16 protein-coding genes are annotated in these 23,172 nt (G+C 46.2%); 9 read left to right on the forward strand and 7 right to left on the reverse strand.

What is annotated here, in order from left to right; translation table 11 throughout:
* Positions 1-51 precede the first annotated feature (51 nt).
* The 3 genes from VFC92_13035 to VFC92_13045 form a co-directional block, all read right to left on the reverse strand.
* Positions 52-1,380, reverse strand: a complete 1,329-nt coding sequence (locus VFC92_13035; protein ID HZK09105.1) for a cysteate synthase — start codon at positions 1,378-1,380, stop codon at positions 52-54.
* 135 nt (positions 1,381-1,515) lie between these two features.
* Complete coding sequence (locus VFC92_13040; GenBank protein HZK09106.1) at positions 1,516-7,119, reverse strand: choice-of-anchor J domain-containing protein; 5,604 nt, start codon at positions 7,117-7,119, stop codon at positions 1,516-1,518.
* Positions 7,120-7,500: 381 nt separating this feature from the next.
* Positions 7,501-7,602 carry a T9SS type A sorting domain-containing protein gene (locus VFC92_13045; protein HZK09107.1) on the reverse strand — a complete coding sequence of 34 codons (102 nt, stop codon included), beginning with the start codon at positions 7,600-7,602 and terminating at the stop codon, positions 7,501-7,503.
* A 45-nt stretch (positions 7,603-7,647) separates the two neighbouring features.
* On the opposite strand from VFC92_13045, the gene VFC92_13050 reads away from it, so the two are divergent.
* The 8 genes from VFC92_13050 (at position 7,648) to VFC92_13085 (ending at position 17,196) form a co-directional block, all read left to right on the forward strand.
* The gene (locus VFC92_13050; protein HZK09108.1) at positions 7,648-9,870 is read left to right on the forward strand and encodes a TonB-dependent receptor; all 2,223 of its coding nucleotides are present in this window, start codon (positions 7,648-7,650) and stop codon (positions 9,868-9,870) included.
* A 196-nt stretch (positions 9,871-10,066) separates the two neighbouring features.
* Complete coding sequence (locus tag VFC92_13055; GenBank protein HZK09109.1) at positions 10,067-10,330, forward strand: hypothetical protein; 264 nt, start codon at positions 10,067-10,069, stop codon at positions 10,328-10,330.
* A gap of 16 nt (positions 10,331-10,346) precedes the next feature.
* Positions 10,347-12,170, forward strand: a complete 1,824-nt coding sequence (gene mutL, locus VFC92_13060; protein HZK09110.1) for a DNA mismatch repair endonuclease MutL — start codon at positions 10,347-10,349, stop codon at positions 12,168-12,170.
* A gap of 44 nt (positions 12,171-12,214) precedes the next feature.
* A complete protein-coding gene (locus VFC92_13065) occupies positions 12,215-12,955 on the forward strand; it encodes a rhomboid family intramembrane serine protease (protein ID HZK09111.1) in 741 nt (246 codons plus the stop codon).
* Between the two features lies 1 nt (position 12,956).
* The gene (locus tag VFC92_13070; GenBank protein ID HZK09112.1) at positions 12,957-13,895 is read left to right on the forward strand and encodes a rhomboid family intramembrane serine protease; all 939 of its coding nucleotides are present in this window, start codon (positions 12,957-12,959) and stop codon (positions 13,893-13,895) included.
* Between the two features lie 13 nt (positions 13,896-13,908).
* Positions 13,909-15,045, forward strand: a complete 1,137-nt coding sequence (locus VFC92_13075) for an endonuclease/exonuclease/phosphatase family protein (GenBank protein HZK09113.1) — start codon at positions 13,909-13,911, stop codon at positions 15,043-15,045.
* Between the two features lie 897 nt (positions 15,046-15,942).
* Complete coding sequence (locus tag VFC92_13080; protein ID HZK09114.1) at positions 15,943-16,338, forward strand: diacylglycerol kinase family protein; 396 nt, start codon at positions 15,943-15,945, stop codon at positions 16,336-16,338.
* A 21-nt stretch (positions 16,339-16,359) separates the two neighbouring features.
* Positions 16,360-17,196 carry a hypothetical protein gene (locus VFC92_13085; protein ID HZK09115.1) on the forward strand — a complete coding sequence of 279 codons (837 nt, stop codon included), beginning with the start codon at positions 16,360-16,362 and terminating at the stop codon, positions 17,194-17,196.
* Between the two features lie 17 nt (positions 17,197-17,213).
* Here VFC92_13085 and miaA read toward each other — a convergent pair whose 3' ends face one another.
* The 4 genes from miaA to VFC92_13105 all read right to left on the reverse strand — a co-directional run bounded on the left by miaA (position 17,214) and on the right by VFC92_13105 (position 21,430).
* Positions 17,214-18,179 (reverse strand): tRNA (adenosine(37)-N6)-dimethylallyltransferase MiaA, encoded by a 966-nt coding sequence (miaA, locus tag VFC92_13090; GenBank protein ID HZK09116.1) that lies wholly within the window; start codon positions 18,177-18,179, stop codon positions 17,214-17,216.
* Complete coding sequence (locus tag VFC92_13095) at positions 18,145-18,699, reverse strand: hypothetical protein (GenBank protein ID HZK09117.1); 555 nt, start codon at positions 18,697-18,699, stop codon at positions 18,145-18,147. The genes miaA and VFC92_13095 overlap by 35 nt, the downstream gene beginning before the upstream one ends.
* A gap of 138 nt (positions 18,700-18,837) precedes the next feature.
* A complete protein-coding gene (locus VFC92_13100; GenBank protein ID HZK09118.1) occupies positions 18,838-20,274 on the reverse strand; it encodes an HD domain-containing protein in 1,437 nt (478 codons plus the stop codon).
* A 61-nt stretch (positions 20,275-20,335) separates the two neighbouring features.
* Positions 20,336-21,430, reverse strand: coding sequence for an ATP-dependent 6-phosphofructokinase (locus VFC92_13105; GenBank protein HZK09119.1), 1,095 nt, complete (start codon positions 21,428-21,430; stop codon positions 20,336-20,338).
* A gap of 401 nt (positions 21,431-21,831) precedes the next feature.
* Between VFC92_13105 and VFC92_13110 the strand changes: the two genes are divergently transcribed.
* A complete protein-coding gene (locus tag VFC92_13110; GenBank protein HZK09120.1) occupies positions 21,832-23,136 on the forward strand; it encodes a bifunctional lysine ketoglutarate reductase /saccharopine dehydrogenase family protein in 1,305 nt (434 codons plus the stop codon).
* Positions 23,137-23,172 lie beyond the last annotated feature (36 nt).

The raw sequence follows: 23,172 nt of genomic DNA on the forward strand, positions 1-23,172 counted from the left end.
CGTTTATCATATCTAAAAAATGATTGATGAAATTGGATGATAGAAACCATCCTACTCTTTAGTAACTGAAACCGGCGTAACATTTTTTGCGAAAAGGGCTTGTAGCCGGCTTTTCACTTCTTCAAAATCCGGATCAATATCAAAAACCAACTCAGGTTTGAGATAATACAGTGTGTTCTCCTTTTTAAACCGCTCTTCGCCGCCGCCGGTGATGTTGAGCATGATGAGTGCGTCTTTATCCACTGTTTTATTATTTACGACCTCTATCAGCGAAGCTACTGCTACTGCTGCTGCGGGATGAAGATCGATACCTTCGAGGTTTTCGAACAAAACGGAAGCCTGACGCAGCAACTCGTTGCTGACGGTGAGCACCGATCCCTGTGTGTCTTTTAGGGCATCATACAATCCGCCTGCAAGTCCATAAGGTGGCTTGCGGTTGCTAAGCACCATGGCATCAATTTGATTTGCCTGTTCACGCGCCTCGGCAATACTGGCAAAAAAAAGTTCACGTGAATCAGCTTTCCAGGCATGATAAATCGGGACAAAAGGTTCGTTTTGCGAAACCATGATCCGCATCTTATTATTACCAAAGCGACCATCGTCTATCAGCCGCATGTTGGCTTCCCAGGCAGCTATGGCTCCGGTGCCACTTCCTACCGCCTGAAAATAATAATCGGGGATGCGTCCGATGGTTGTAACGGCTGACAACACCGTTGTTCCCATGCCATCGCGGCGGGCTACGTTTTTGGCGCCTCCTTCCATTACAAAATCATCAATTTGGCAAGCCAAGTTCGACAGATGAATTGCATCGAAATAGTCGCTTCCCCGCCGGGAAGCCACTAGTTTTACACAGTCGTCGATGGGTTCGTCAAACCAAAGAACCTCTATCCGGTCTTCGGGAACACATAGCAGCAAAGGGATTTTATTATCGGAACACACGCGTGCAAAAGCGCGGGCAGTATTACCTGCCGAAGCCACCACCAGTATTTTCCCGCTTTGGCGATCGAGGCGTCCGCAAACTGCATAAGCTTCGGTTTCTTTGAAAGAGCAGGTGCGCATGGCTGCTCCTTTTTCGGGCCAATAACCGCTAAAAGTTATCCAAAGATTTTTGAGCCCCAGATGATCAGCCAGATGCTCGCTTCGATAAGTGACAGGTGCCGACGATCCCTGCAAATATTCGTGCACCGGCAGCCAATCAGCAAACTTGTAAAACCCATAGCTCTCATCTTTCAGCGTAAGCTGACGTGCATCATAAATGGCGCGCAGCAATCCGGGTTTGTCGGATTGCTCATCGTCGAGCAGCCACCCGGTGTCGTCAAAAACTCGTCCTGTGACAAGCGATTGCAATCGATAGTGTGGCGTGCGGAAATCCTGCTTCATTTTCAATAGTTGTATTAATTAACAATAATTAAAAGGCCGCAAAGGTAACCTAAAAGCACAAAAAAACCTGCCCATATTTCTACAGGCAGGTTTTTCAAGGTTTGAATGATAATCATCCAAATCCATAAAGAGTTTCTATCTCACAATCAGTTTCACGATTTTGGTTCCCTGATCGCTCACCAGCTTCACAAAATATAGCCCTGAAGGCTGTGCGCTAAGGTCGAGCTGATGCGTGTTTTCGATAGAGATATTGCTGATGATCTGTCCTTGCGTATTGGTTACCATCACCCGGGTGGTACTGTTGATACCATCGATAGTGATGATTCCTGTGGTAGGATTGGGATAAACAGCAAAGGAAGAAGTTGCCACATCGTCAATAGAAGTAGCACCGGCTTTGAACGAATCGATCATAGTAAGACCATTGATAACGTAGTAACCACTGTGGTCGGGCATACTTTGGTTATAAACAGGCTGCACGTCGATGGTTTCGGCATCCCTGAAGATTTTTACCTGCAAAGCTTCACCTTCCAGCATGCCATCCAAAGCATTTGTGGTGGGATCATCAGCGTAAGCTACGAGTGCAAAGGCTTTGTTGTCGCCATTGTAAAGAGCCATACCTGTACATTGTCCGTCAGCACTGAAAACACCTACAACATCACCTGGCAACAGCTCAGAAACAGCTTCGGAAGAAATGCCGATGATATGAACATCGCCGGTGTAGTTGACGTCGTTCCATGTGGTGTAGTTCACACGCGAAGCAGGCTTATTGGATGCCTCAACACCCGATTTAAATCCATTGAAGTCAAGCGTAGCCGGCGCATTGAATCTTACCAAATAGCCATATCCGGGCTCCAACCACTCCAGGGTATAAATATTACCTGTTGGCCAGTATATGGTACCATCAAGACCAAAGGCAAACTCAACCGGCTGATCGTCGAAAACTGTGGCAGCCAGGATTGGCTCCTCGCTGAGAACCGGGACAATATAGGTGTCGGCGCTAAAGCTGACGGTTTTATTTTCTACCGGATAACCATAGAAATACAAAGCAGCGTCATCAGCCATTTTGAGTTTATAGCCCTGATAGGTGTCGTACTCACCAATGGTGTTGATGTCAAATTCGGGCCAGAAGATCCCTGTTTTACCAAGCATAATCACCATATCGTCCTTAATAGGAGCCATTACCGAGTCCATGCCCATCTTTCCATTCATGTCAATGAAAGTTGAGATGTAACCCCACTGTCCGGACTCCGGGATCATTATTTCCTGTCTGGAAACTTCAAAGTGAACAAGCACCGATTCTATAAAGATTTCACCTCCGCCGGTTATGATCACTTCTGCATCATAAATTCCGGGAGCTACGGCATCAGCCTCAAGGGTGAGAATGATGGTTTGCGTTCCGGGCATTACAGTGCCAGAAGTCTCGCTAAGTGACATGGCTGCGTTAGCCGGAACGATTTGGGCATTCCAACCAATACCACCTAAACCATAATTTTGGATGTTGATATCCCAATCGGCGGTTTCACCTGTATTGAGGACGCTGTGAATGGTTTCGGGTTGTACTTCAAAGAGTTTGTTGGTAACAATGATGTTGTCGATCAGCCAATAATAGATGGCGTAACTATCCTCGCCCACAGCTCTGAAACCAATCTGGAACAAGCCGCCGGCTGCATATTCAGAGATGTCGTAGGTATTTGTTTGCCATGGGATATTGCCCCAATAGTTGTCAAACACTTCCACCACATGCCTCCCTGTGCCATTAAACACTTCAAATTGCATTGTTTCAAAATAATCCCAGTCCCAATTGTTAAGCATAAGATCAAACTGCACATAAACTTCTGTTTCGTTTGTGGCATCGATAAAATAACTCTTGAGTAGCATGTCATAATCCTCAACAACATTAGGCTCTTCGCCATTAAAAATAGCAACAGTATCAGAATTATCCACTACAACAAGCCCCCAATTGCCAGGCATGGGATCGCGCACCCACTTTTGTGCGCCATAGGAACCCATCGACCAGGTTTCGGTGAAAGGCATCTGATAAGGAACTTCCGGAACAAGCTCTTCTTCCAGGTACAATGTACCAGAAGCTGGCAGGTCTTTGTAGGGAGTCCATAAAGTTTCGTATCCATACTTTTCGTAAGTCAAATTGTAAACACCAGATTCAAACTCGAAGGACCAGGAACCGTCAGCAGCAGTCATTACTTCGACAGGGGGGAGATTGTGAGGCAAAACTTCTACAAGTGTAATCCTAACACCTTCCAGTGGTAATCCGGTACCGGCCTCGGTAACCATCCCTTCAAAAATGCCTGTAAAAGAAGTGGTGAAAGACCAGGGTATGCAGTCTTCGGAAGCGCCGGCATTGTTGTAGGGGAAAATGAGCCAATCATAGGTTTTGCCCCATTCCCATCCGCCGACGGGCAGAAATTCGTTAACATTACCTATATCTGTATCCTCTTCCAACCAGATTTCATCGTCTCGATTTTGAAGGAACAATCTGTATCCGGTTGCCGGAGCTGAACCTTCGGGCAGTTCCCACTGCAATGGCTCGTCAAGCAGCACACTAATTTGGTTATCGAGGGGAAAAACCAACTCAGCACAATCGGGAGGAGTAATGGGCGCAAGCGTTGCATTTTGGAAAGTTGTCTCGTTTCTTTCCACAAGAACTCCCGAAATAGTGGTTTGATAGTAATCTTGTAATTCGAAAGTTAGCTCATACGTTCCCAAATCCAGCTCCAGCGAATAGTTGCCCAAAGCATCTGTTATGTCTATTATGCCATCCGGCGTAGCCGTTACAATAACACCTTCCAGCGGATCATTGGTAACCGCATCAGTTACCACACCGGTGATGTATCCCGGGAAAGCTACCTCTATGGAGATATCATCTATAGAAAGATACCAGGGAGTATAATTTAACTGGCCTTTGATACCAACAAAATAAATTCCATCAGCGACAGGAGTAAACAAACCTGACAATTGCTGATAATCACCATTTACAATATTGGTTTCGGCTATGATTGGATTAACCATAGCGGCAGCATTGCCGGCATCGCCGTAGCTTACGGTGAGGCTAGCCCCAGTTGTAACATCCTGGCGGGCAAACATCGAAAAAGCATACTTAACGCCACCCGTAAGCTCTATTTCTATAAACATCCAGGTTGTGGAACCATATTTAAGATAAGCATTCCAATCGCCTGTAAGTGGAGTCCGATTGTAGTTAGTGAGTGTATTATTGGCAGTCCACGAATTAGTTCCGGAAATTAGTTCCTGCGTCCATACAGCAACCGGCTGATCTTGGGTATTGTCAACTTCAAAGCCATCGAAGAAAGGAACGGTGAATGGCAAAACAAGCGTTTTAAAAGTAAAAGGTCCGACCCATGTACTCAAAGCTTTGGCGCCACAATCAGCCTGCACATAAAAAGCATAAGCAGTGTAATCCATTAGACCTTCAACGAGGTAGGGATTAGTAACACCTGAATAAGTAGGAATTCCTGTTGGAGTAAAACCAGCTTCACCCAATTCGATATTCCATGACTCTGCCGTTCCGTTTTCTGTCCAGCCCAGCATTGCACTATTGGTGGTAATATCGGTTGCGGTAAGTGCAGATGGCGGCATACATGCCGGGGGAACTTCCACTTTGAAGTTATCAAATGCCAGATCATAATCTTCCGAGAACCGGTTACCTGTAATTTGAATTTTGACATCAAAACCAGCATAAATAGCAAGATCATAAGATTTGGAGTGCCATCCTTCAATGCCATCATTGGGTTGCGTATCAATGTCGGTGTAAGTAGTGCCGTAGTCTGTGGAAATGGATACTACAAAATTTCCAGAACCGGCAGCAGGGGGCGCAAACGGCGAGGAATACTTTGAAGTTTTGTATTCAAATGTCAAAAGCATGCCATCTTCTATGGTACCAATATTCGCTGTTGTGAAGATACCAGGGGTAGAGCTATAAAGATTTTTATAAATGCTATTCCCTGGATTTCCTGCTGCACCCCTACCGGAGCCAATTGTCCATCCTGTTGTTAACCAGCCTGCAGGAATTGTGGTAGTAACAAACCCCTCGAAGTAAGGAACAGGTGCAACAACTTTGGTAATAAACGTAAGTGGGCCAGTCCAATCGCTGTATTCATCACCACAGTCGGCTCGCACGTAGTAAGCGTAGGATGCTCCCGATGTTAAACCAGTTAGCAAGTAAGTAGGATCATCGTTAACGCTGGCTGTGGGATTTCCTGTTGGGGTAAAACCAGACGCACCAAACTCAATGTTCCAGGAAGTTGCCGTTCCGTTTTCTGTCCAGCCCAGCAAAGCGCTGCTGGTGGTAATGTCGGTTGCGGTAAGATCGGATGGAGGAGGGCAGGCTGGCATTTCACTAATTGAAAAATCATCGATGCCAAAACCATAAACTGTTGAAGCTGAATAATACTGGTAAAATGCAATGTAGATGGTTTCACCATCATACGCGCTTAAATTCAAGGTATGTTCCAGCCAGGATATATTGCTACAATCAATGTCTGCCAGCTCATCAGTAAAGGATGCAATATCACTATCTGTGGTTGAAACCAGTACACTATAAGAATTAATTTTGGTAGAACTTTCAACTTTATCCCACCACTTAATCTCAGCCTTTATACCGCTAAGATCAATCTGCGGAGTAATAAGCCAGTCATCGCCATTGCCCATGCCGTGGGCAGCATAAGGTGCAGAATGTGCTGGGAGGTATTGATTACTTTGAGACCACATGTAGCTATCTTCGTCTGCATTAACAACCTTCCAACATTTAGGCGCTGCAGGAATGCCCATCCAGGTGCCATCAAAGTTTTCTGAGTACGGAAAAACTGAAACCGCTTCACAAGCGGTTGCAAAAGTAGCAGGCCCAGCCCAGGTGCTTACTTCATCAGTGCCACAATCGGCCCTTACATAAAATGCATAAACCGATGAAGAAGCCAGGTTCTCGAGCAGATAGGGATTTGCCACAATTCCTGATACGAGAGTTCCTTCTGTTTCAGGATTAAAACCAGGTGTACCAAAAGTGATATCCCACATGGTTTCACTGCCATTGACTGTCCAGCCAAGTTCAACGGAATTGACCGTTGCATTTTCAGCAGTTAGGGCTGAGGGTGCCGGGCAAGCCTGAGCTATCCCTCCAAAAATGATGTTGGCAATGTTAGGATAGTTGTATGAGGCGATTGGAGGAGCAGCAGGATCAGGATTTGTTCCGTCGTTACGGTAAACTAATGCCCTGTTGTTTACAACATTGGTGCAATAGAAATCATCGCCCGATCCATTGCAACCTCCACTATTTTCATCAACTGCAACTACTAGATTATCAGATCCGTTATATATGAAATCAGTGATGTCGAATTCGATCCAGCCTGGACCGCCAGGATGAGTGAATGTACTTGAATAAACCTGGGTTAGCTCAGTCACCGGAATCCAATCCGTAGTGCTGGCAAATTCGGTTTTAGTAGTGTGACCAATGTAAATGGTCCAGTCGTTAGACTTGCTCAGCGTCGCGCCCGCAAATTCCCACGACAGCGTGGTAATATCCCCGGAGGTTCCAATCTCGGAAGCGAGATAAATAACCTGAGAATAAGAGAAATTATAATAAGGCTCAATTGGTAGGCCTTTGTCTTTAACTGTGCCATTTCCTACCTGTATCTGGCCATAGGAGATACTCGCTGTTAACAACAGAAATGTTGCCATCAGCATCATTAGTAAACTTGTAATTTTTCTCATAAACGTTAGGTTTAAAATTAATAATTCATTGAATTTTTTTTGATGTGATTGTTGTGATCTTCGCAGATCAAGCATTTTTTTGATAAGAGTTGTATTAAATGAATTTTACCATAGGCATTGCTTTGTTTTGATTTCTAAATTATTTTAAAGTCCAATTTTTTTATTGTTTCGTGTCTCCACTCCAGCTTCCTTTTACAGCCCACAATTATAGCTATAATTTTTGATTGATTGAAAACTTTTTTGGTAAATTTTTTTTATCAATAATTAAACGTATTAAATTGGGTAATCCAAATAGATAAAAACGTGAACATCAAGCCATAAAACAACAAACCCGGACTTTGCCGGGTTTGCTGATTACGAATAAAAAAATCATGAAAAGGGCTATTCCACCACTATTTTTCTAAAAACAAGACCATTGCCATCGGTGGCTTTCATAAAATAGATGCCTTTTTTGAGTTGTGACAGGTACATTCTAACGGGCATTGTATTAATTCTAAATTTGCTGATGAAAAGAAAGTAAAAACGATTATGAAAAAGAGATTAAACCGACCAAAAGTTTTCTTGCTGCCTGCAGTTATCCTCCTTCTTCAGTTATTTCAATACTCTTTCGTGAATGCCATCACTTCTGAGCCCGACACATTGCGACAGATGACTATGGACGAAGTTGTGATCACCCCCAACCGTTATAATCAGCAGCTTATCGACGCCGGCGCCTCAGTGGATGTGCTGCGTGCCGGAGAGATAAATCTGTTGCCGGCACAGAATTTTACGGGCATTCTTAATTACCTTCCGGGGATTTATGCTACCTCCACCGATGGCATGGGACTCAACCCACAGATCAGTATCCGCGGTTTTTATGGTGGTGACGAAGCTGAATATTTCACCGTTATAGTGGATGGCATGCCTGTGAACGATTTGGAATCAGGGCTGGCCAACTGGAGCCAGATTCCGATAAATGCGATCAACCGCGTGGAACTGCTGCGTGGAGGCTCCTCCACCATTTATGGCGATGCCGCTATGGGCGGGGTGCTTAACATCAGAACTGTTTCTGGCGATAAACCTTTCACTACGGCCAATATCGGCTATGGCTCATTCAACTCATACGAAATAGGCGCAGCCCATGGGGGTAAATTAGGAAACGGCAGCTATGAACTGTATGCCAACCACACCGCTACCGATGGTTTCAGAGATCACGCCAAATGGAGCACCATCAACTTTGGCGGCAAAGTGAAGTTGCCCATTAGTCGCAACTCAACGCTCAATTTCAGTACTTTCAACCAGATACTTTCGGCAGATGACCCGGGCTTTTTGTTTCAACAAAACATCGATACTGACCGCAACCAGTCGCTGGCCTATTTTAGGCAGGACGGACAGGATGCAGAAAAACATCTGGCCAACCTGGAACTTCGCACCCGTGTAAATGTCAATACCGATCTGGGCATCAGCCTTAGCTATCAGCACAGAAAGCAGGAAAAAACCCAGACATTTGCACAAATTCCTAATGTGGTCATATTTACAGGAGAAGAAACTTATCCGATAGAATTGTACGATACCACTGCGTATGGCGACACAAAAAGACGCAACCTCGACACCGACCAGTTGAATCTGGCCATTCGCATCCACAGCGAAATTCCCGATGCAGGAGCGCGCATCACCAGTGGAATCGAAGGAGGCTATGGCGGCTTCAGCAGCGAGTATGCTGATATTTTCAGAGGTTTCGAAAACGATTATCAAAATAATTATACTCCCTGGGATTCGCTTGATACTCGTGGCGATGGCTATCATTTTACCACAGCTGTTTACCTAAACGGCGAAATACGCCTGGCCGAACCGCTCACACTTTTAGCAGGCCTTCGCTACGACTACATTTCCGACGAATATACTGGCAAGGTTCCCGACACATCTATCAATAAAATAAATTCGGCTTTAAGCCCCAAAATTGCCCTTAACCTTAGCACCGGAAAAACCGACAATTACTCCGGAAGCATCTTTGTGAACTATTCCCACGCATTTAAAGCACCTACCATCGACCAACGCACCGACCTGAAAAGGCTCCATAACTTTAGGTTTATGCAGGCCGGACCAACGTACACTCCATTCCAAATAAAAGCCGATCCTTTTGCTAATGCAAACCTCAAACCACAAACCAGCTACAATTACGAAATTGGCACCTATCATCATTATAAATTCTCCGACAACTTTACCGTAGAAATAAGCCTCGCCGGCTATCTGATAAAAGTGAAAGATGGAATAGATTTCGATCCGGGAACTCAGGTTTACAAAAACATACTCGACACCGAACATACCGGATTAGATGTTAGTGTTAAAGTAAATCTACACAACGTTTGGAGCGGGTTTGCGAATTACAACTATGCACAGGTTGAGCTTTCATCTGGCAAAAATGAAGGCAAAAGTCCCAAAGGTATCCCTCAAAACCTAATATCAGCAGGCATTTCTTATGCTCCCGAAACCGGATTTGGCGCTTCGCTGCTTTTGAATGGTGCCAGCAAAATATATCTCGACAATCAAAACCTGGTAACGCTTAACGGACACACCATTCTTAGTTCCCGTTTGCAGTACAACCTGCATTTTGTAACTTTTTATATTGATATTAAAAACATCTTCGGTGCATCCTACAATGACACAGGCTATGCGCTGGATGATGGCACCGGCAAAGCTTTGGATGGTAAAAAATATTTATATCCATCCGCCGGAAGAATGTTCTTTGGCGGAGCAAATTTCAGTTTTTAATAATTAATCAAGACGTGATGAGCTAATAAGATTCGACGACACCCTCATTGAATCTAATTATCCGTTAAAAGCAGACTTCCGTTACCCAAATCTTCAGGCCTGGCTTTTAATATTCAATCCGGGCGTAAGCCTTTCTTACAGCCGCAAAATACCGATGGCAATAATTAGTTTTACTTTTGTCGAAAATATTGAACAAATGAAAATTGTATTCTTTAAAACACCCAAACCAAAAGCCTTTGAATACAAACCGCTCTATTACGACGAGGAAAAAGAGCGGATGGAAACGCGGCGACGGGAGCTTGAAAAATCCGGCACCGGCGACACCAGTTTTGTGCGCGGTGAGATGGACCGGCGCTGGCGCAGAATGGACCGGCAAAACCGCAGCAAAGCACGTGGTGCGAATCTACTGGTGTATGTGATCATCGTTGCGCTGCTGGTTTATTTTATCTTTTTTGTGTAAAAGTCGAAAACAAGGCATGTCAGACATTATTCATTTGCTTCCCGATTCGGTAGCCAACCAGATAGCAGCGGGTGAGGTGATTCAGCGTCCGGCATCGGCAGTAAAAGAGTTGCTCGAAAACGCCATCGATTCCGGCGCCACCCAAATTGATCTGGTGGTGAAAGATGCCGGAAAAACGCTGGTGCAGGTCACCGACAATGGCTGCGGCATGTCCGACACGGATGCCCGCATGGCTTTCGAGCGGCATGCTACTTCCAAGATAAGTTCGGCCAACGACCTCTTCAGTATCCGCACCATGGGTTTTCGTGGCGAGGCATTGGCATCGATTGCGGCCATAGCGCATGTGGAAGTAAAAAGCCGCCTGACGCAGGAAGAACTTGGCACCTGCATCACCATCGAAGGATCATCGGTAAAAAGTCAGGAAGTTTGTCAATGCCCGGAAGGCACCACCTTTATGGTGAAAAACCTTTTTTATAATGTGCCGGCGCGGCGACGTTTCCTAAAAAGTGACAACGTGGAGCTGCGGCATATTATGGAGGAATTCCAAAGGGTGGCACTGGCACAGCCCGACATTGCTTTTGGGATGTTCAACGATCGTAAACCTATTTTTCAGCTCCGCCCCGAAAACCTCAAGCAACGCATCGTAGCGCTGCATGGCCAGAACTACAACAACCGCCTGATACCTGTCGAACAAAAGATGGATACCTTTGTCGTGAGTGGTTTTGTGGGACGACCTGAATACGCCAAAAAGATCAGAGGAGAACAGTATTTTTTCGTCAACAAACGCTTTATGAAGCACCCCTATCTGAATCATGCCGTAGACAGTGCTTTTGAAGATCTGCTTCCCGAAAGAGCCTTTCCGGGATATTTCCTTTTTATAGAAATAGATCCCAACGAGATCGACATCAACATCCATCCTACCAAAACAGAAATAAAATTTCAGGACGAACGTCTGATGTATTCGGTGATACGCAGCGCGGTGAAATCAGCTTTGGGAAAGTTTAGCGTTACACCTTCTCTCGACTTCGAAACGGAGCCTTCGCTCGACCTGAGGATGCCCACTGCCACCACGCCAATCCGCAATCCACAGATAACGATCAATCCTGATTACAATCCTTTTGAGAGTCAGAAACCAGAGCCAACGCCACGGGAGGAGAGGAACCGGCAGAACTGGGAAAAACTTTATGCGCAGCAGGGGGAAAACCGGCCACAGCAGCAAACGCAAGCCTTTGCTACCGGCCATACTAATGATGAACCCACCGACGATCAACCTTTTTTTCAGTTGCATCGTACCTACATCCTGTCGCAGGTAAAATCGGGCCTGATGGTGATTGATCAGCAGAAGGCACACGAACGTATTCTTTACGACAGATATGTGGAGCTGCTCAGCCGGCGCAAAGCTTTGTCGCAACAGATACTTTTTCCGGTAACTTTTGCGCTTCCACCTGCCGAAGCCGGTTTGATGCACGAGATTTCGGAAGAGCTTCGTTTGCTGGGTTTTGATATAGCGCCCGACGACAAACAACCGTTTCATTTTGTAGTGAGCGGTATCCCGGCCGGGCATCCACAAAACAACATCAGCACACTGCTGGAAGGCATTGTGGAAAACTACCGCACAAACCTGCTGGAGCTTAATCTTGACAAAAACAACAACCTGGCGCGGGCACTGGCGCGCAACGTGGCCATTAAAAAAGGACGTCCGATGCAACCGCCCGAAATGAAAGCGCTGGTGGAAGAGCTTTTTGCCTGCAAAGTACCCGATATTTCCATCGATGGCGAGCCCATCATTCGTATCATCACCACCGAAAAAATCATGTACGACAGCCAACGCCAATCATGAACAAAAGGCAAAACATCAGAGTTTAACATTCCCAAAAGTAAGAAATGAATCAACAATATCACCCACAAGGTTTCCAGGTTTTGCCGCCGGTAGTAAAAAATCTGCTGATCATCAACGGCATCATGTATCTGGCTACCATTGCACTGGAGACGCGTGGAATTAATCTGGTGAAATATCTGGGTCTTCATTATTTTGCTTCGCCCAACTTCAACCCACACCAATTTGTCACCTACATGTTTATGCACGGGAGCTTCATGCACATCCTGTCGAATATGTTTGCGCTGTGGATGTTTGGCAATATCCTTGAAAACACTTGGGGCTCCAAACGATTTTTAAAATTTTACATGATTACAGGACTGGGTGCTGCTTTGATCCATGTGCTGGTAATATGGGGGCGCATTCAATTCCTCGAGGGTGCACTTACCCCCGAACAAATTCAGCACGTTTACAGCGAAGGCCACGATGCGTTGCTTCAGGGCAAAAATTATGTAAACGAGCAGATGGCCACCATCAACAGTCTCATCAACACGCCAACCATCGGAGCTTCCGGCGCTGTGTTTGGCATCCTGCTCGGCTTTGGCATGTTGTATCCCAACATGACACTCTATCTTTATTTTGCATTCCCCATCAAAGCCAAATACTTTGTGATTGGCTACGGATTACTGGAGCTGATTTATGGTGTACGCGATCTTCCCGATGACCACATCGCTCGGTTTGCCCACCTTGGCGGAATGCTTTTTGGCTTTATTATGATCAAATATTGGAAACGAAAAGGCGTTCATTAAAATGATGTATCACCAACCCAACCCACTCGACAACATTAAGCGATTTTTCAAACGCTCTTCGGTATTACGCCAGCTTATCGTCATCAACATCGGCGTGTTTATCCTGGTGAGTCTTGTCAATCTGCTGTATTGGCTTTTGCAGCTTCCCGACCACCCCGAAGGCATGAGCAGCATTTCGATAGCTGCCTATTACCTGGCAGTTCCTGCCAGCCTGCCGTCGCTGCTGCTGCGCCCCTGGACGCTGCTCAGTTACATGTTTTTGCACGAAGGCTTTTTTCATATCTTTTTTAATCTGATGGTGCTTTACTTTAGCGGGCGCATCTTTATGGAATACATGAACGACCGCAAGCTTCTGAGCATCTACCTTCTTGGCGGACTGTCCGGAGCCATTTTTTACATCGCTGCCTTCAACATCTTCCCGGTTTTTGACGAAACGGTGAAATACTCCGTTGCTCTGGGCGCCTCGGCCTCGGTGTTGGCAGTGTTGGTGGCGGTATCGACATACGTGCCCGATTATTCGATAACGCTGTTTCTTTTTGGACGTGTCCGGCTGAAATATTTGGCGCTGGCTGTTATTGTCATCGACTTGCTCAGCATACAAAGCGGCAATGCCGGCGGACATATCGCCCATCTGGGAGGAGCTTTCTGGGGATTTATGTATGTAACAATGCTCAAAAAGGGAAACGACTTCTCTATAAATTTTGGAACCATGAACTTCAAAAAGTTTTTCAAATATTTCACCAAACCTGTCAAACCAACTACCACGGGTTCTCCAAATGATATTCAGCGCCCCATTACCGACGACGAATACAACTATCGCCGAAAACTGAACCAGGAGCAAATAGATAAAATTCTCGAAAAGATTTCCCGGTCGGGCTACAGCAGTCTGACCAAAGAGGAAAAAGCCATGCTTTTCCAATCCTCGAAGAAACAACATTAATCCGGCAGACGCCATGGCAGAAACAAAATCCGGCGGCAAAAGAAAATGGCCTTATCGCCTCATGCTTATCCTCAACCTGGTGTTTGTGGCTGCGCTGCTAATTTCGTATCTCGCACCCTTTACCCATCCCAAAATCACCACCATCCCTGCTATGCTTGCACTGGTGTATCCGGTGCTATGGATCATCAATGTGCTTTTCACCATTTTCTGGATGTTACGGCTGCGCTGGTATTTCTTATTCTCATTGCTTTCGCTAATAATCGGCTTGAACATCTTTATGCGGATGATCAGCATCAGCGCGCCCACCGACAGCGAGGAAACCAAAGCTGATTTTAAAATCCTTTCTTACAACGTCCGGCTTTTCGACCAGTACAAATGGCATAGTGACCAGGACTATTTTACGCGCGATGCTGTTTTTGATTTTATCCATTCGCAGCATCCCGACATTGTATGCTTTCAGGAATTTTTTCATGGCAACGACACCTACTTTCCTACCATCGACCCTTTTGTGGCTGAGAGCGAAGCAAAGAATTATCATGTGGGATATGTAAAAACTGTTGGCGACAAAAAGCATTATGGCCTGGCTACCTTCACGCGCTTTCCGATTGTGCGGCGCGAGGAGATTAATTTTGAAGATGCCGTTTCCAACTCAGGGATTTTTACCGATGTGGTGATAAAAACAGATACCATCCGAGTTTTTAATTTCCATTTGGAATCGGTGCGTTTTTCGCAGGCCGACTACAAATTTGTTTCGGAAGTTATGGATCCGGCAGCCACGGGTCATTCGTCGAGTTCAAAGATCATTTTTTATAAGTTGCACAAAGCCTTTCTGCGGCGTGCACGTCAGGCGGCGGTGGTGCGGCAATACATCAGCCAGTCGCCCTACCCGGTGATTGTTTGCGGCGATTTCAACGACACCCCCACCTCGTTCGTTTATCGCACCATCTCCGAAAACCTTCGGGATGCATTTTTGGAAGCAGGCACCGGGCTGGGAACTACCTACGCCGGCGGCATTCCTTTTCTGCGCATCGACTACCTCCTGCACAGTCCACAACTCAAAGCCCAGCATTACCAAAAATATCCGGTCGAATATTCGGATCATTATCCGATTTCGTGCACTTTTAGTTTGGAAGAAGAAAGTAAGCAGTAAAAAAGTAAGTAGAAAGTAGTGGTTAGCAATAACTTGGCACTGCCTTTCAGCTTAGACTGTGGCGGTGGTTGAGCGCCGGTTGGTGAGCGTAGCCGAACCAAGTCGAAACCAGCCTAAGCTGCATCAATTTTTGCAGGCGCAGCCTGCTTTTTTCAAATTTTGATTGAACAGGCACAGCATTTAAAAATAAACTGGAACCATCCCGTAGGGATGCAATATGGGTAGAAAGCACATTGTAATAGATTATTTCGTCCCGTACGGGACGAGATTGAGAGGCGCTCATTTTTCTACCCGTATCATGTGCCTGAAGGCACAAAGAAGTTTTGAACAGGCACAGCAAGTAAAAATAAAGCGGACGAGGGCTTCGACAAGCTGGCTTCGACAGGCTCAGCCACCGCAGCCTCCGCTGCCTCGTCCAAACCGTGGGACAGCAGGGTTTTACTTCATTATTTAACATTCGGTATTCTGCGGTTCAACATTCAAAAATTAAAACAAGAAAAAGGAATATCTAATATCCAATACCGAATCTCGAATGTTGAAGTGGGTCGATGTTCGATGAATCTGAATTCTCTGAAAACAGCGAAAAAAGAATAGAAATCGCGACCATGTAATTGCGCTCAGCGCCATGCTCTTTGCGCCACGCTCTTTGCGCCATGCGCCCTGCCTTCTTTACTTCATTATTCCCTTCGGCTACGCTCAGGGCAGGCAAGCTTCGATATTTTACGGTTCAATATTCAAAAATACCAACCCGGCGCCATGCTCTTTGCGCCATGCGCCATGCTCTTTGCTCTTTGCGCCATGCGCCACGCGCCTTGCGCCACGCGCCATGCTCTTTGCTCTTTTCCCTCTATCGTGCCATTAATTTTATATTTTTGAAGACTTAAAAAAACGGCAGCAATGGTAAATCCTAAAAAGAAACAACCTTTTAATATCCGGCAGCGCATCAGCAGCTTTGGCTATGCCTTCAAAGGGTTACGCTATTTGCTGGTAACGCAACACAACGCACGCATTCATCTGGTGGCTACGATTTTGGTCATTGCAGCGGCTTTTTATTTTAGGTTGGCTGCCGCCGAATGGATTTTACTGCTGATCGTCGTCGGAATGGTGTGGGCAGCCGAAGCCATCAACACTGCGCTGGAACTGCTTATCGATTTGGTTTCACCGCAGAAGCATCCGCTGGCCGGACACGCCAAAGATGTTGCCGCAGCAGCAGTGCTTATCACCGCCATTATTGCAGCTTTGGTGGGGGTAATTTTATTTTTACCTCACATTATCAATAGGTTTTTTATCTGATTATTAAAAAATAAATAAGAAATGAAAATTATTGCCGAAAGCGGATCCACCAAGACAGACTGGGTAATTGTAAAAAACCAGGCAGAAGTAATACGGCTTACCACAGGCGGTTACAATCCGAACTATTTTCCACCGTCAGCGCTTGAGCAGTCGCTGGCAGAATTTGCACACCAACTGGACGTGGAACAGGTGGCGTCGGTGTATTTTTATGGCTCAGGATGTTCCACACCGGAAACACAAAATCTGGTAAGCAATGTCTTGAAGCAAAAGTTTCCGGCAGCGCAAGCCGAAGTGCACCACGATTTGTTTGGCGCTGCGCGTGCATTGTTTGGACGCGGCAGTGGCATTGCTTCTATACTAGGCACCGGCTCCAGCAGTTGCGTTTTTACGGATGGCGCCATCACCAGCGCTGTGCCTTCGTTGGGCTATCTGCTTGCCGACGAAGGAAGCGGTGCCGATATTGGGAAACTTCTGCTGAACGCATATTTTAAAAATGAGCTACCCCTTGTGATAAAACAAGAATTTGAAGAAAAATTTGCCGACGAACTGCAGGATTTTATTCCGCGCCTCTACGCACGCCAGGATCCGGCCAGCTACATCGCATCCTTTGTTCCTTTTGTTGTAGCACATCGCCACGAGGATTTTGCCCTTAGGCTGGTGAGAAAAGCCTTCCTACATTTCTTTGATGAAATTCTTGCTAAATATGAAAAAGCGGGCAGCTATCCTTTGGGATTTGTCGGTTCGATAGCGCATCTTCTTGCAGATACCTTACTCGAAATAGCCGCCGAACGCAGCATGCACGTTAGCACCATCATTCGCAAGCCCATCGACGCGCTGGTGAAGTTTCATTCGGCGTAGCATCGCAGTGAACCTGATTATATTTCCTGGATGTTTTGGGTTTTCCCTTCCACAAATTTTATCATCTCCTCCACCTTGTCGGGATGAAACCAGGTGATGGCAGTGTCGCGCTGAAACCAGGTGAGCTGGCGTTTGGCATAGCGACGCGTGTTGGTTTTTATCTTATCGATGGCCTCTCCGAGCGTCATTTTACCATCAAGAAAGGCAAATATCTCTTTGTACCCAACGGTGTTCAAAGCATTGAGATGGCGGTGTGGCAGCAGACTCCGCACTTCTTCCACCAAGCCGCTGCTTATCATAGCATCGGTGCGGCGGTGGATGTTGTCGAACAATTCAGCACGCGGCAGATTTAATCCGATTTTTATAATATTAAAAGATCTCGGTTGTACTTTTTTCACTCGCAGCGACGTGTAAGTGGCTCCTGTTTGGAGGCATACTTCTATCGCACGCTTGAGTCGGTTGGGATTGTTGCGATCGACAATTTCGTAATACTCCGGATCGAGTTGTTGCAAGCGTTGCTGCAAACCAACAAGTCCCTGGCTTCGATAAATCTCGTTGATTCTCTCGCGCAAAGCGGCGTCTGGTTCGGGCAACTGATCGATGCCTTCACAAACGGCATCCAGGTACAATCCGGAGCCGCCGGCCATGATTACTATCGGGTGCTTCCGGAATAATTCGTCAAGCAATTGCAGCACATCCTGCTCATAACGCGATACATTATAATAATCGTGGATGGAAAGATGGCCGGCAAAATAATGCTTCACCGTGGCCAGTTCTTCGGCAGTCGGCGCAGCGGTTCCTATTTTCAGCTCTTTATAAAATTGTCGGGAATCGGCTGAGAGAATCACCGTATTGAAATGTTGCGCCAGCGCTATCGCTATTTTTGTTTTGTTACTTGCCGTGGGGCCGGCAATTGTGATGAGTACAGGGGGATGTATAGATTTTTGATTAATAGTCATCGTCAGTGCCTTGGTCGTCGTCATCGTCCATATCTTCGCCTACCAAAGCATCAAATTCGTCGAGTAATTCCTGCTTCAGGCGTTGTGCGTCATCCTCTATGCGCAAATTATCCTGCAAAACGAGCGTTCCTTTGCTGGCCGCAATAAAGGGATAACGGCGACGGGGTACCGATTCGACAAGTTTGGTGAGCTCAAGACGGAAACCATGCAACTGCAGGAAATCATATTCGTAAATCAGCTTCTGCCCAATTTCTTTTACAAAGCGTTCGATCTTAACTTCATCCATCAGATAAACTTCCGGTATAACTTTGTCACTTTCATCGTCGGGACTGGGATCCACAGCCATATCTATCAGCGTAATTTCGAGCAACCTGTTCCAAAAATCATCCACGATAAAAAATGAAGTCAGCTCATCTTTTTTTAAATTCAGATTTTTAATCAAAAAGTCGTGCAGTTGCCTGAAAGTCTGATTGCCTCTGACTTCAATTTCTCTTAAAAAATCGTCCTGCTCATCAATAACCAAACGGAACGTGTAGATATTCATGTGGTGTAATTTTTTTAAATCCCTATTAAAACCAAAATAATTTTCAATTCCCTACTATTTTGACCGCCGCAAAGTTCTTGTGTGGGAAGGTCAGAAAAAAAATCAAATGTAGAATAAAAAAGAGAATTACACAGATCATTAATTGTTTTTTATCACGGGCTTCAATCCATGCGAAAGACCAATTTGCAGCATCATCTGCCTGCCTTCGTCAAAATTATTGTCGATTCGGCCATCGAGAATGGCTTCGCGGATGGCGGTTTTTATCTCGCCCACAATTCTTCCGGGTGGAATGCCAAAAGTTTCCATGATAAACTCGCCGCTGATGGGGGGCTGCCAGTTGCGCAGGCGGTCTTTTTCTTCTATCTCCAGCAGCTTTTGGCGCACCAGCTCAAAATTTTTGCGGTACCGCTTAATTTTCTCCGGTATCTTCGACGACATATCGGCCTCGCACAAAGTCATAAGATCGTCGATGTCGTCGCCGGCATCGAAGAGCAGGCGGCGGATAGCCGAATCAGTGACCAGCTCTTCCGAAAGCACGATGGGGCGCAGATGAAGCAGCACCAGTTTTTTTACATATTTGAGTTTCTCGCCGGCAGGCAATTTCAGACGTCTGAAAATGGCGGGCACCATTTTAGCGCCCACAAAATCGTGTCCGTGAAAGGTCCAGCCTGTTCCATCGGCCCAACGCTTGGTGCGCGGCTTGCCGATGTCGTGCAGGATGGCAGCCCACCGCAACCACAGATTGTCCGATTCCGCTGCCACATTATCCAAAACCACCAGCGTATGATAGAAGTTATCTTTATGCCCCTTATTCTCTTTGTATTCGGCGCCCTGAAGTAAGACCATCTCCGGAAAAATCAGTTGCAACAAACCTGTATCGAAGAGCAATTTGAAACCCGTCGAAGGTTTGTCAGCAATTATAATCTTGTTAAGCTCGTCGGTGATGCGCTCCTGCGAGATGATACTAATGCGGTGTGCATTGCGTGCGATGGCATCGAAGCTTTTCTTTTCGATTGTGAAACCCAGTCGCGTTGCAAAACGGATGGCGCGCAGCATACGCAACGGATCATCGGAATAGGTGATGTCGGGGTTGCGCGGGGTGCGGATAATCTTTCTTTCGAGGTCGCCGGCACCATCAAAAGGATCGATGAGACGGCCATAATCATCTTTGTTGAGACTGATGCTCATGGCGTTGATGGTGAAATCGCGCCGCTGCTGGTCATCTTCCAAAGTGCCATCCTCCACAATCGGATTGCGTGAGGTACGCTGATAAGATTCACGCCTGGCACCCACAAATTCGATCTGATAATCGTGATAATGCAACATGGCGGTACCGTAATTTTTGAAAACCTGCACATGTTCGTTCCCAATCTCGCGACCTACGGCCTGCGCCAATTCGATACCCTGACCCACCACCACAATGTCGATATCCTTGCCGGGATTGCCCAACAAAAGATCGCGAACAAACCCACCCACCACATAAGCCGGCAGGTTCATTTGGTGCGCTGTGTCCGATACAAGTTCAAAAACAGGATGTCTTAGCTGTGACTTCACTATAAAAGGAAATACGAAAATTTTTGGTTAAAAGCGATTTTACAATTTATATTCTTGCCCATCATTCAGCAAATATTCCGGCTTAATCGCCAAAGCTTATGCCGATGCCACGGGCTGTTTTCATCAGTGCGGTTTCGTTATCCACCAGGTTGGGCTGCAGCAGAGCCTCTGCCAGCGAAGCACTGGTAATGTATGGATGCCGGTAAGAGACCATGCGCCCAAACTCGCCATCGAGAACCATCTCAAAAGCCTTCACACCAAACTGGGTAGCGAGTACACGGTCGTAAGCTATGGGGACGCCTCCGCGCTGCAAGTGACCGAGCACGGTAGTGCGAATGCTGTGAGTGCAACCGGCCTCTTTGAGTTGGTTCATCAGCACGTTGGCAACGCCTCCAAGTCGACGGTTTTCGTAGCCAATCTCCTTTTGGCTCAGGGTGGAATAGTCGCTGCCAATGGCACGGGCACCCTCGGAAATGACGATGTTAACAAAACCACGGTCGCGCTCAAAACGATCGTTTACGTTCTTGAGCACTTTTTTAATATCATATGGAAACTCAGGCAGGATACATATCTCTGCACCTCCGGCAACAGCAGCATTCAAAGCTATCCATCCGGCATACCGCCCCATCACTTCGAGAATCATCACGCGGTTGTGGCTGGCTGCGGTGGTCACCAATTTATCGACGCCCTCGGTGGCAACCTGCACGGCTGTTTGAAAACCAAACGTCGAATCGGTGGCAGAGAGATCATTGTCAATCGTTTTGGGCACACCAATTATGTTGAGCCCCATATCGAAAAGTTGCTGCGAAATTTTCTGAGAACCATCGCCACCAATATTGATCACTGCTTCCACGCCAAGATATTGGAGCTTTCGCAGCATCTCTTCGGAGCGATCGACAGTAGTCCAGGTTCCGTCGTTGTTTTTTATGGGCCAGGCAAAAGGGCCGCCTTTGTTGGTAGTTTGCAAAATTGTGCCACCCCGATAGTGAATGCCGGCCACTTTCTCCTCGTCGAGAATTACTATCTCGGTAGGCTCACGCAAAATCCCGTTGAAAGCCTCGATGCTTCCAATAATCTCCCACTGTTTTTCGGTAGAAGCACGTTTTACAATGGCTCTTATTACTGCATTCAATCCGGGGCAGTCGCCGCCACCAGTTACTATCAAACATCTTTTCATTTTATTTACATAAAGTTTTTGTTTCCAAAAATAAACCCCACTCTCACCGCCTCAAGAAACTGCCCGATTCTCGCAATCGCCCGAGGTTAAAGCAAACTAACATTTTTTCTGTATCTGCTTTCCCGATGGTCATCTCATAATTTGCCGCAAAAATAACTAATCCTTAAAACTTAGCCCCACGACATGCCGAATGTTGGCATTAAGAAATTGTAAACCAATCAAACCTTAAAATACAAATAAAAAGGCGTTCCTTTGGAAAATCATCAGAATTTGGGGCGCAAATTAGAAACGATACAATTTGGATTTTGGTTAAAAAACCGCCCCTCAAAAGTTGTAAATTGCAGGCTTTCAAAAGCTTTCATCATCATTCAATAATCATAAATACTAATAATAAAGCTGCTATGAATAAAAAAGTAGGCATCAGACACGAGGACAAATATTTAATGGAACGTCGGGTAGCTATCCCCCCCCCAGAGGTCGAAATTCTTACCCGGGCCGGAATGGAAGTTTTTGTGGAAAGTTCACCGAAACGCATTTTTAAGGACTCGGAATTTGAAGAGGCGGGAGCCACCGTAACGAAAAGTTTAAAAGATGCTCCGGTTATTTTTGGTGTAAAAGAGATGCCGTTGGATTATTTTGAAGAAGGGAAAACTTACGTCTTATTCTCCCACGTCATCAAGGGGCAGCCCTACAACATGCCCATGCTGAAACGTATGATGGAGAAAAAATGCAGCCTGATCGATTACGAAACAATTACTGACGACAATGGCCGGCGGCTGATCTTCTTCGGGTATTATGCCGGTCTTGCCGGAATGATCAATTCGTTGTGGTCGCTGGGCGAGCGTCTCAGAGTGCAGGGTACCGACAATCGCTTTACGCGGATACAGCAGTCGCACCACTACCACTCGCTGGAGGAAGCCCAAAAAGCTATCAAAGAAGTTGGCGACATGATTCGTAAAGAAGGTCTTCCCAAAAAACTCACCCCGATGGTATTGGGCATCACTGGTTATGGCAACGTGAGCAAAGGCGTTCAGGAAATGGCCGACCTGCTGCCCATCAAAGAAATCACGCCTGCTCAGCTACTGACACTCGAAAAGTCGGGTGACTATTCCGACAAATTGATTTATAAAGTGGTTTTTAAAGAAGAAGACATTTCGGCTCCGATTGATGAAAACAAAAAATTCGATCTGAAGCACTATTACGGTCATCCTGAAGAATATCGCAACCAGTTTGAAAAATACGCTCCCCACATCACTTTGTTGATGAACTGCATGTATTGGAACGACCGCTACCCGCGATTACTCACCAAAGATTTCACCGAAACGCTTTACAAACAAGGCAAGATGAAACTGCAGGTAATCGGCGATGTGAGCTGCGACCCCGATGGCTCGATAGAATTCACACACAAAGGAACTGAGATAGAAGATCCTGTATTCGTTTACGATCCTGTGTCGCGCCAAGCTACCATGGGTTTTGAGGGCGACGGAATCCTGGTGATGGCTGTCGATATTCTGCCCAGCGAGCTGCCACGTGAGTCGTCGCTCGGTTTCGGAAAAGCTTTGCGCGAATTTGTGCCCGCCATCGTGCGTGCCGACTACAACGCCAGCTTCGAAAAGCTCGACCTGCCCGCTCCAATAAAACGCGCGCTCATCCTGCAAAACGGAAAATTTACTCCCGATTACGAATACCTTCAGAAACACGTGTAACCGCTAAAAACTTACAATCCGGGACGCCTACCATCA

This window comes from Bacteroidales bacterium (assembly GCA_035647615.1).
Taxonomy (GTDB): domain Bacteria; phylum Bacteroidota; class Bacteroidia; order Bacteroidales; family 4484-276; genus SABY01.

Bases quoted from the DNA above. Each gene is read 5' to 3' on its own strand.
- VFC92_13035 (HZK09105.1), bottom strand. From the start codon at position 1,380: ATGAAGCAGGATTTCCGCACGCCACACTATCGATTGCAATCGCTTGTC.
- VFC92_13040 (HZK09106.1), bottom strand. From the start codon at position 7,119: ATGAGAAAAATTACAAGTTTACTAATGATGCTGATGGCAACATTTCTG.
- VFC92_13045 (HZK09107.1), bottom strand. From the start codon at position 7,602: ATGCCCGTTAGAATGTACCTGTCACAACTCAAAAAAGGCATCTATTTT.
- VFC92_13050 (HZK09108.1), top strand. From the start codon at position 7,648: ATGAAAAAGAGATTAAACCGACCAAAAGTTTTCTTGCTGCCTGCAGTT.
- VFC92_13055 (HZK09109.1), top strand. From the start codon at position 10,067: ATGAAAATTGTATTCTTTAAAACACCCAAACCAAAAGCCTTTGAATAC.
- mutL (HZK09110.1), top strand. From the start codon at position 10,347: ATGTCAGACATTATTCATTTGCTTCCCGATTCGGTAGCCAACCAGATA.
- VFC92_13065 (HZK09111.1), top strand. From the start codon at position 12,215: ATGAATCAACAATATCACCCACAAGGTTTCCAGGTTTTGCCGCCGGTA.
- VFC92_13070 (HZK09112.1), top strand. From the start codon at position 12,957: ATGATGTATCACCAACCCAACCCACTCGACAACATTAAGCGATTTTTC.
- VFC92_13075 (HZK09113.1), top strand. From the start codon at position 13,909: ATGGCAGAAACAAAATCCGGCGGCAAAAGAAAATGGCCTTATCGCCTC.
- VFC92_13080 (HZK09114.1), top strand. From the start codon at position 15,943: ATGGTAAATCCTAAAAAGAAACAACCTTTTAATATCCGGCAGCGCATC.
- VFC92_13085 (HZK09115.1), top strand. From the start codon at position 16,360: ATGAAAATTATTGCCGAAAGCGGATCCACCAAGACAGACTGGGTAATT.
- miaA (HZK09116.1), bottom strand. From the start codon at position 18,179: ATGACGACGACCAAGGCACTGACGATGACTATTAATCAAAAATCTATA.
- VFC92_13095 (HZK09117.1), bottom strand. From the start codon at position 18,699: ATGAATATCTACACGTTCCGTTTGGTTATTGATGAGCAGGACGATTTT.
- VFC92_13105 (HZK09119.1), bottom strand. From the start codon at position 21,430: ATGAAAAGATGTTTGATAGTAACTGGTGGCGGCGACTGCCCCGGATTG.
- VFC92_13110 (HZK09120.1), top strand. From the start codon at position 21,832: ATGAATAAAAAAGTAGGCATCAGACACGAGGACAAATATTTAATGGAA.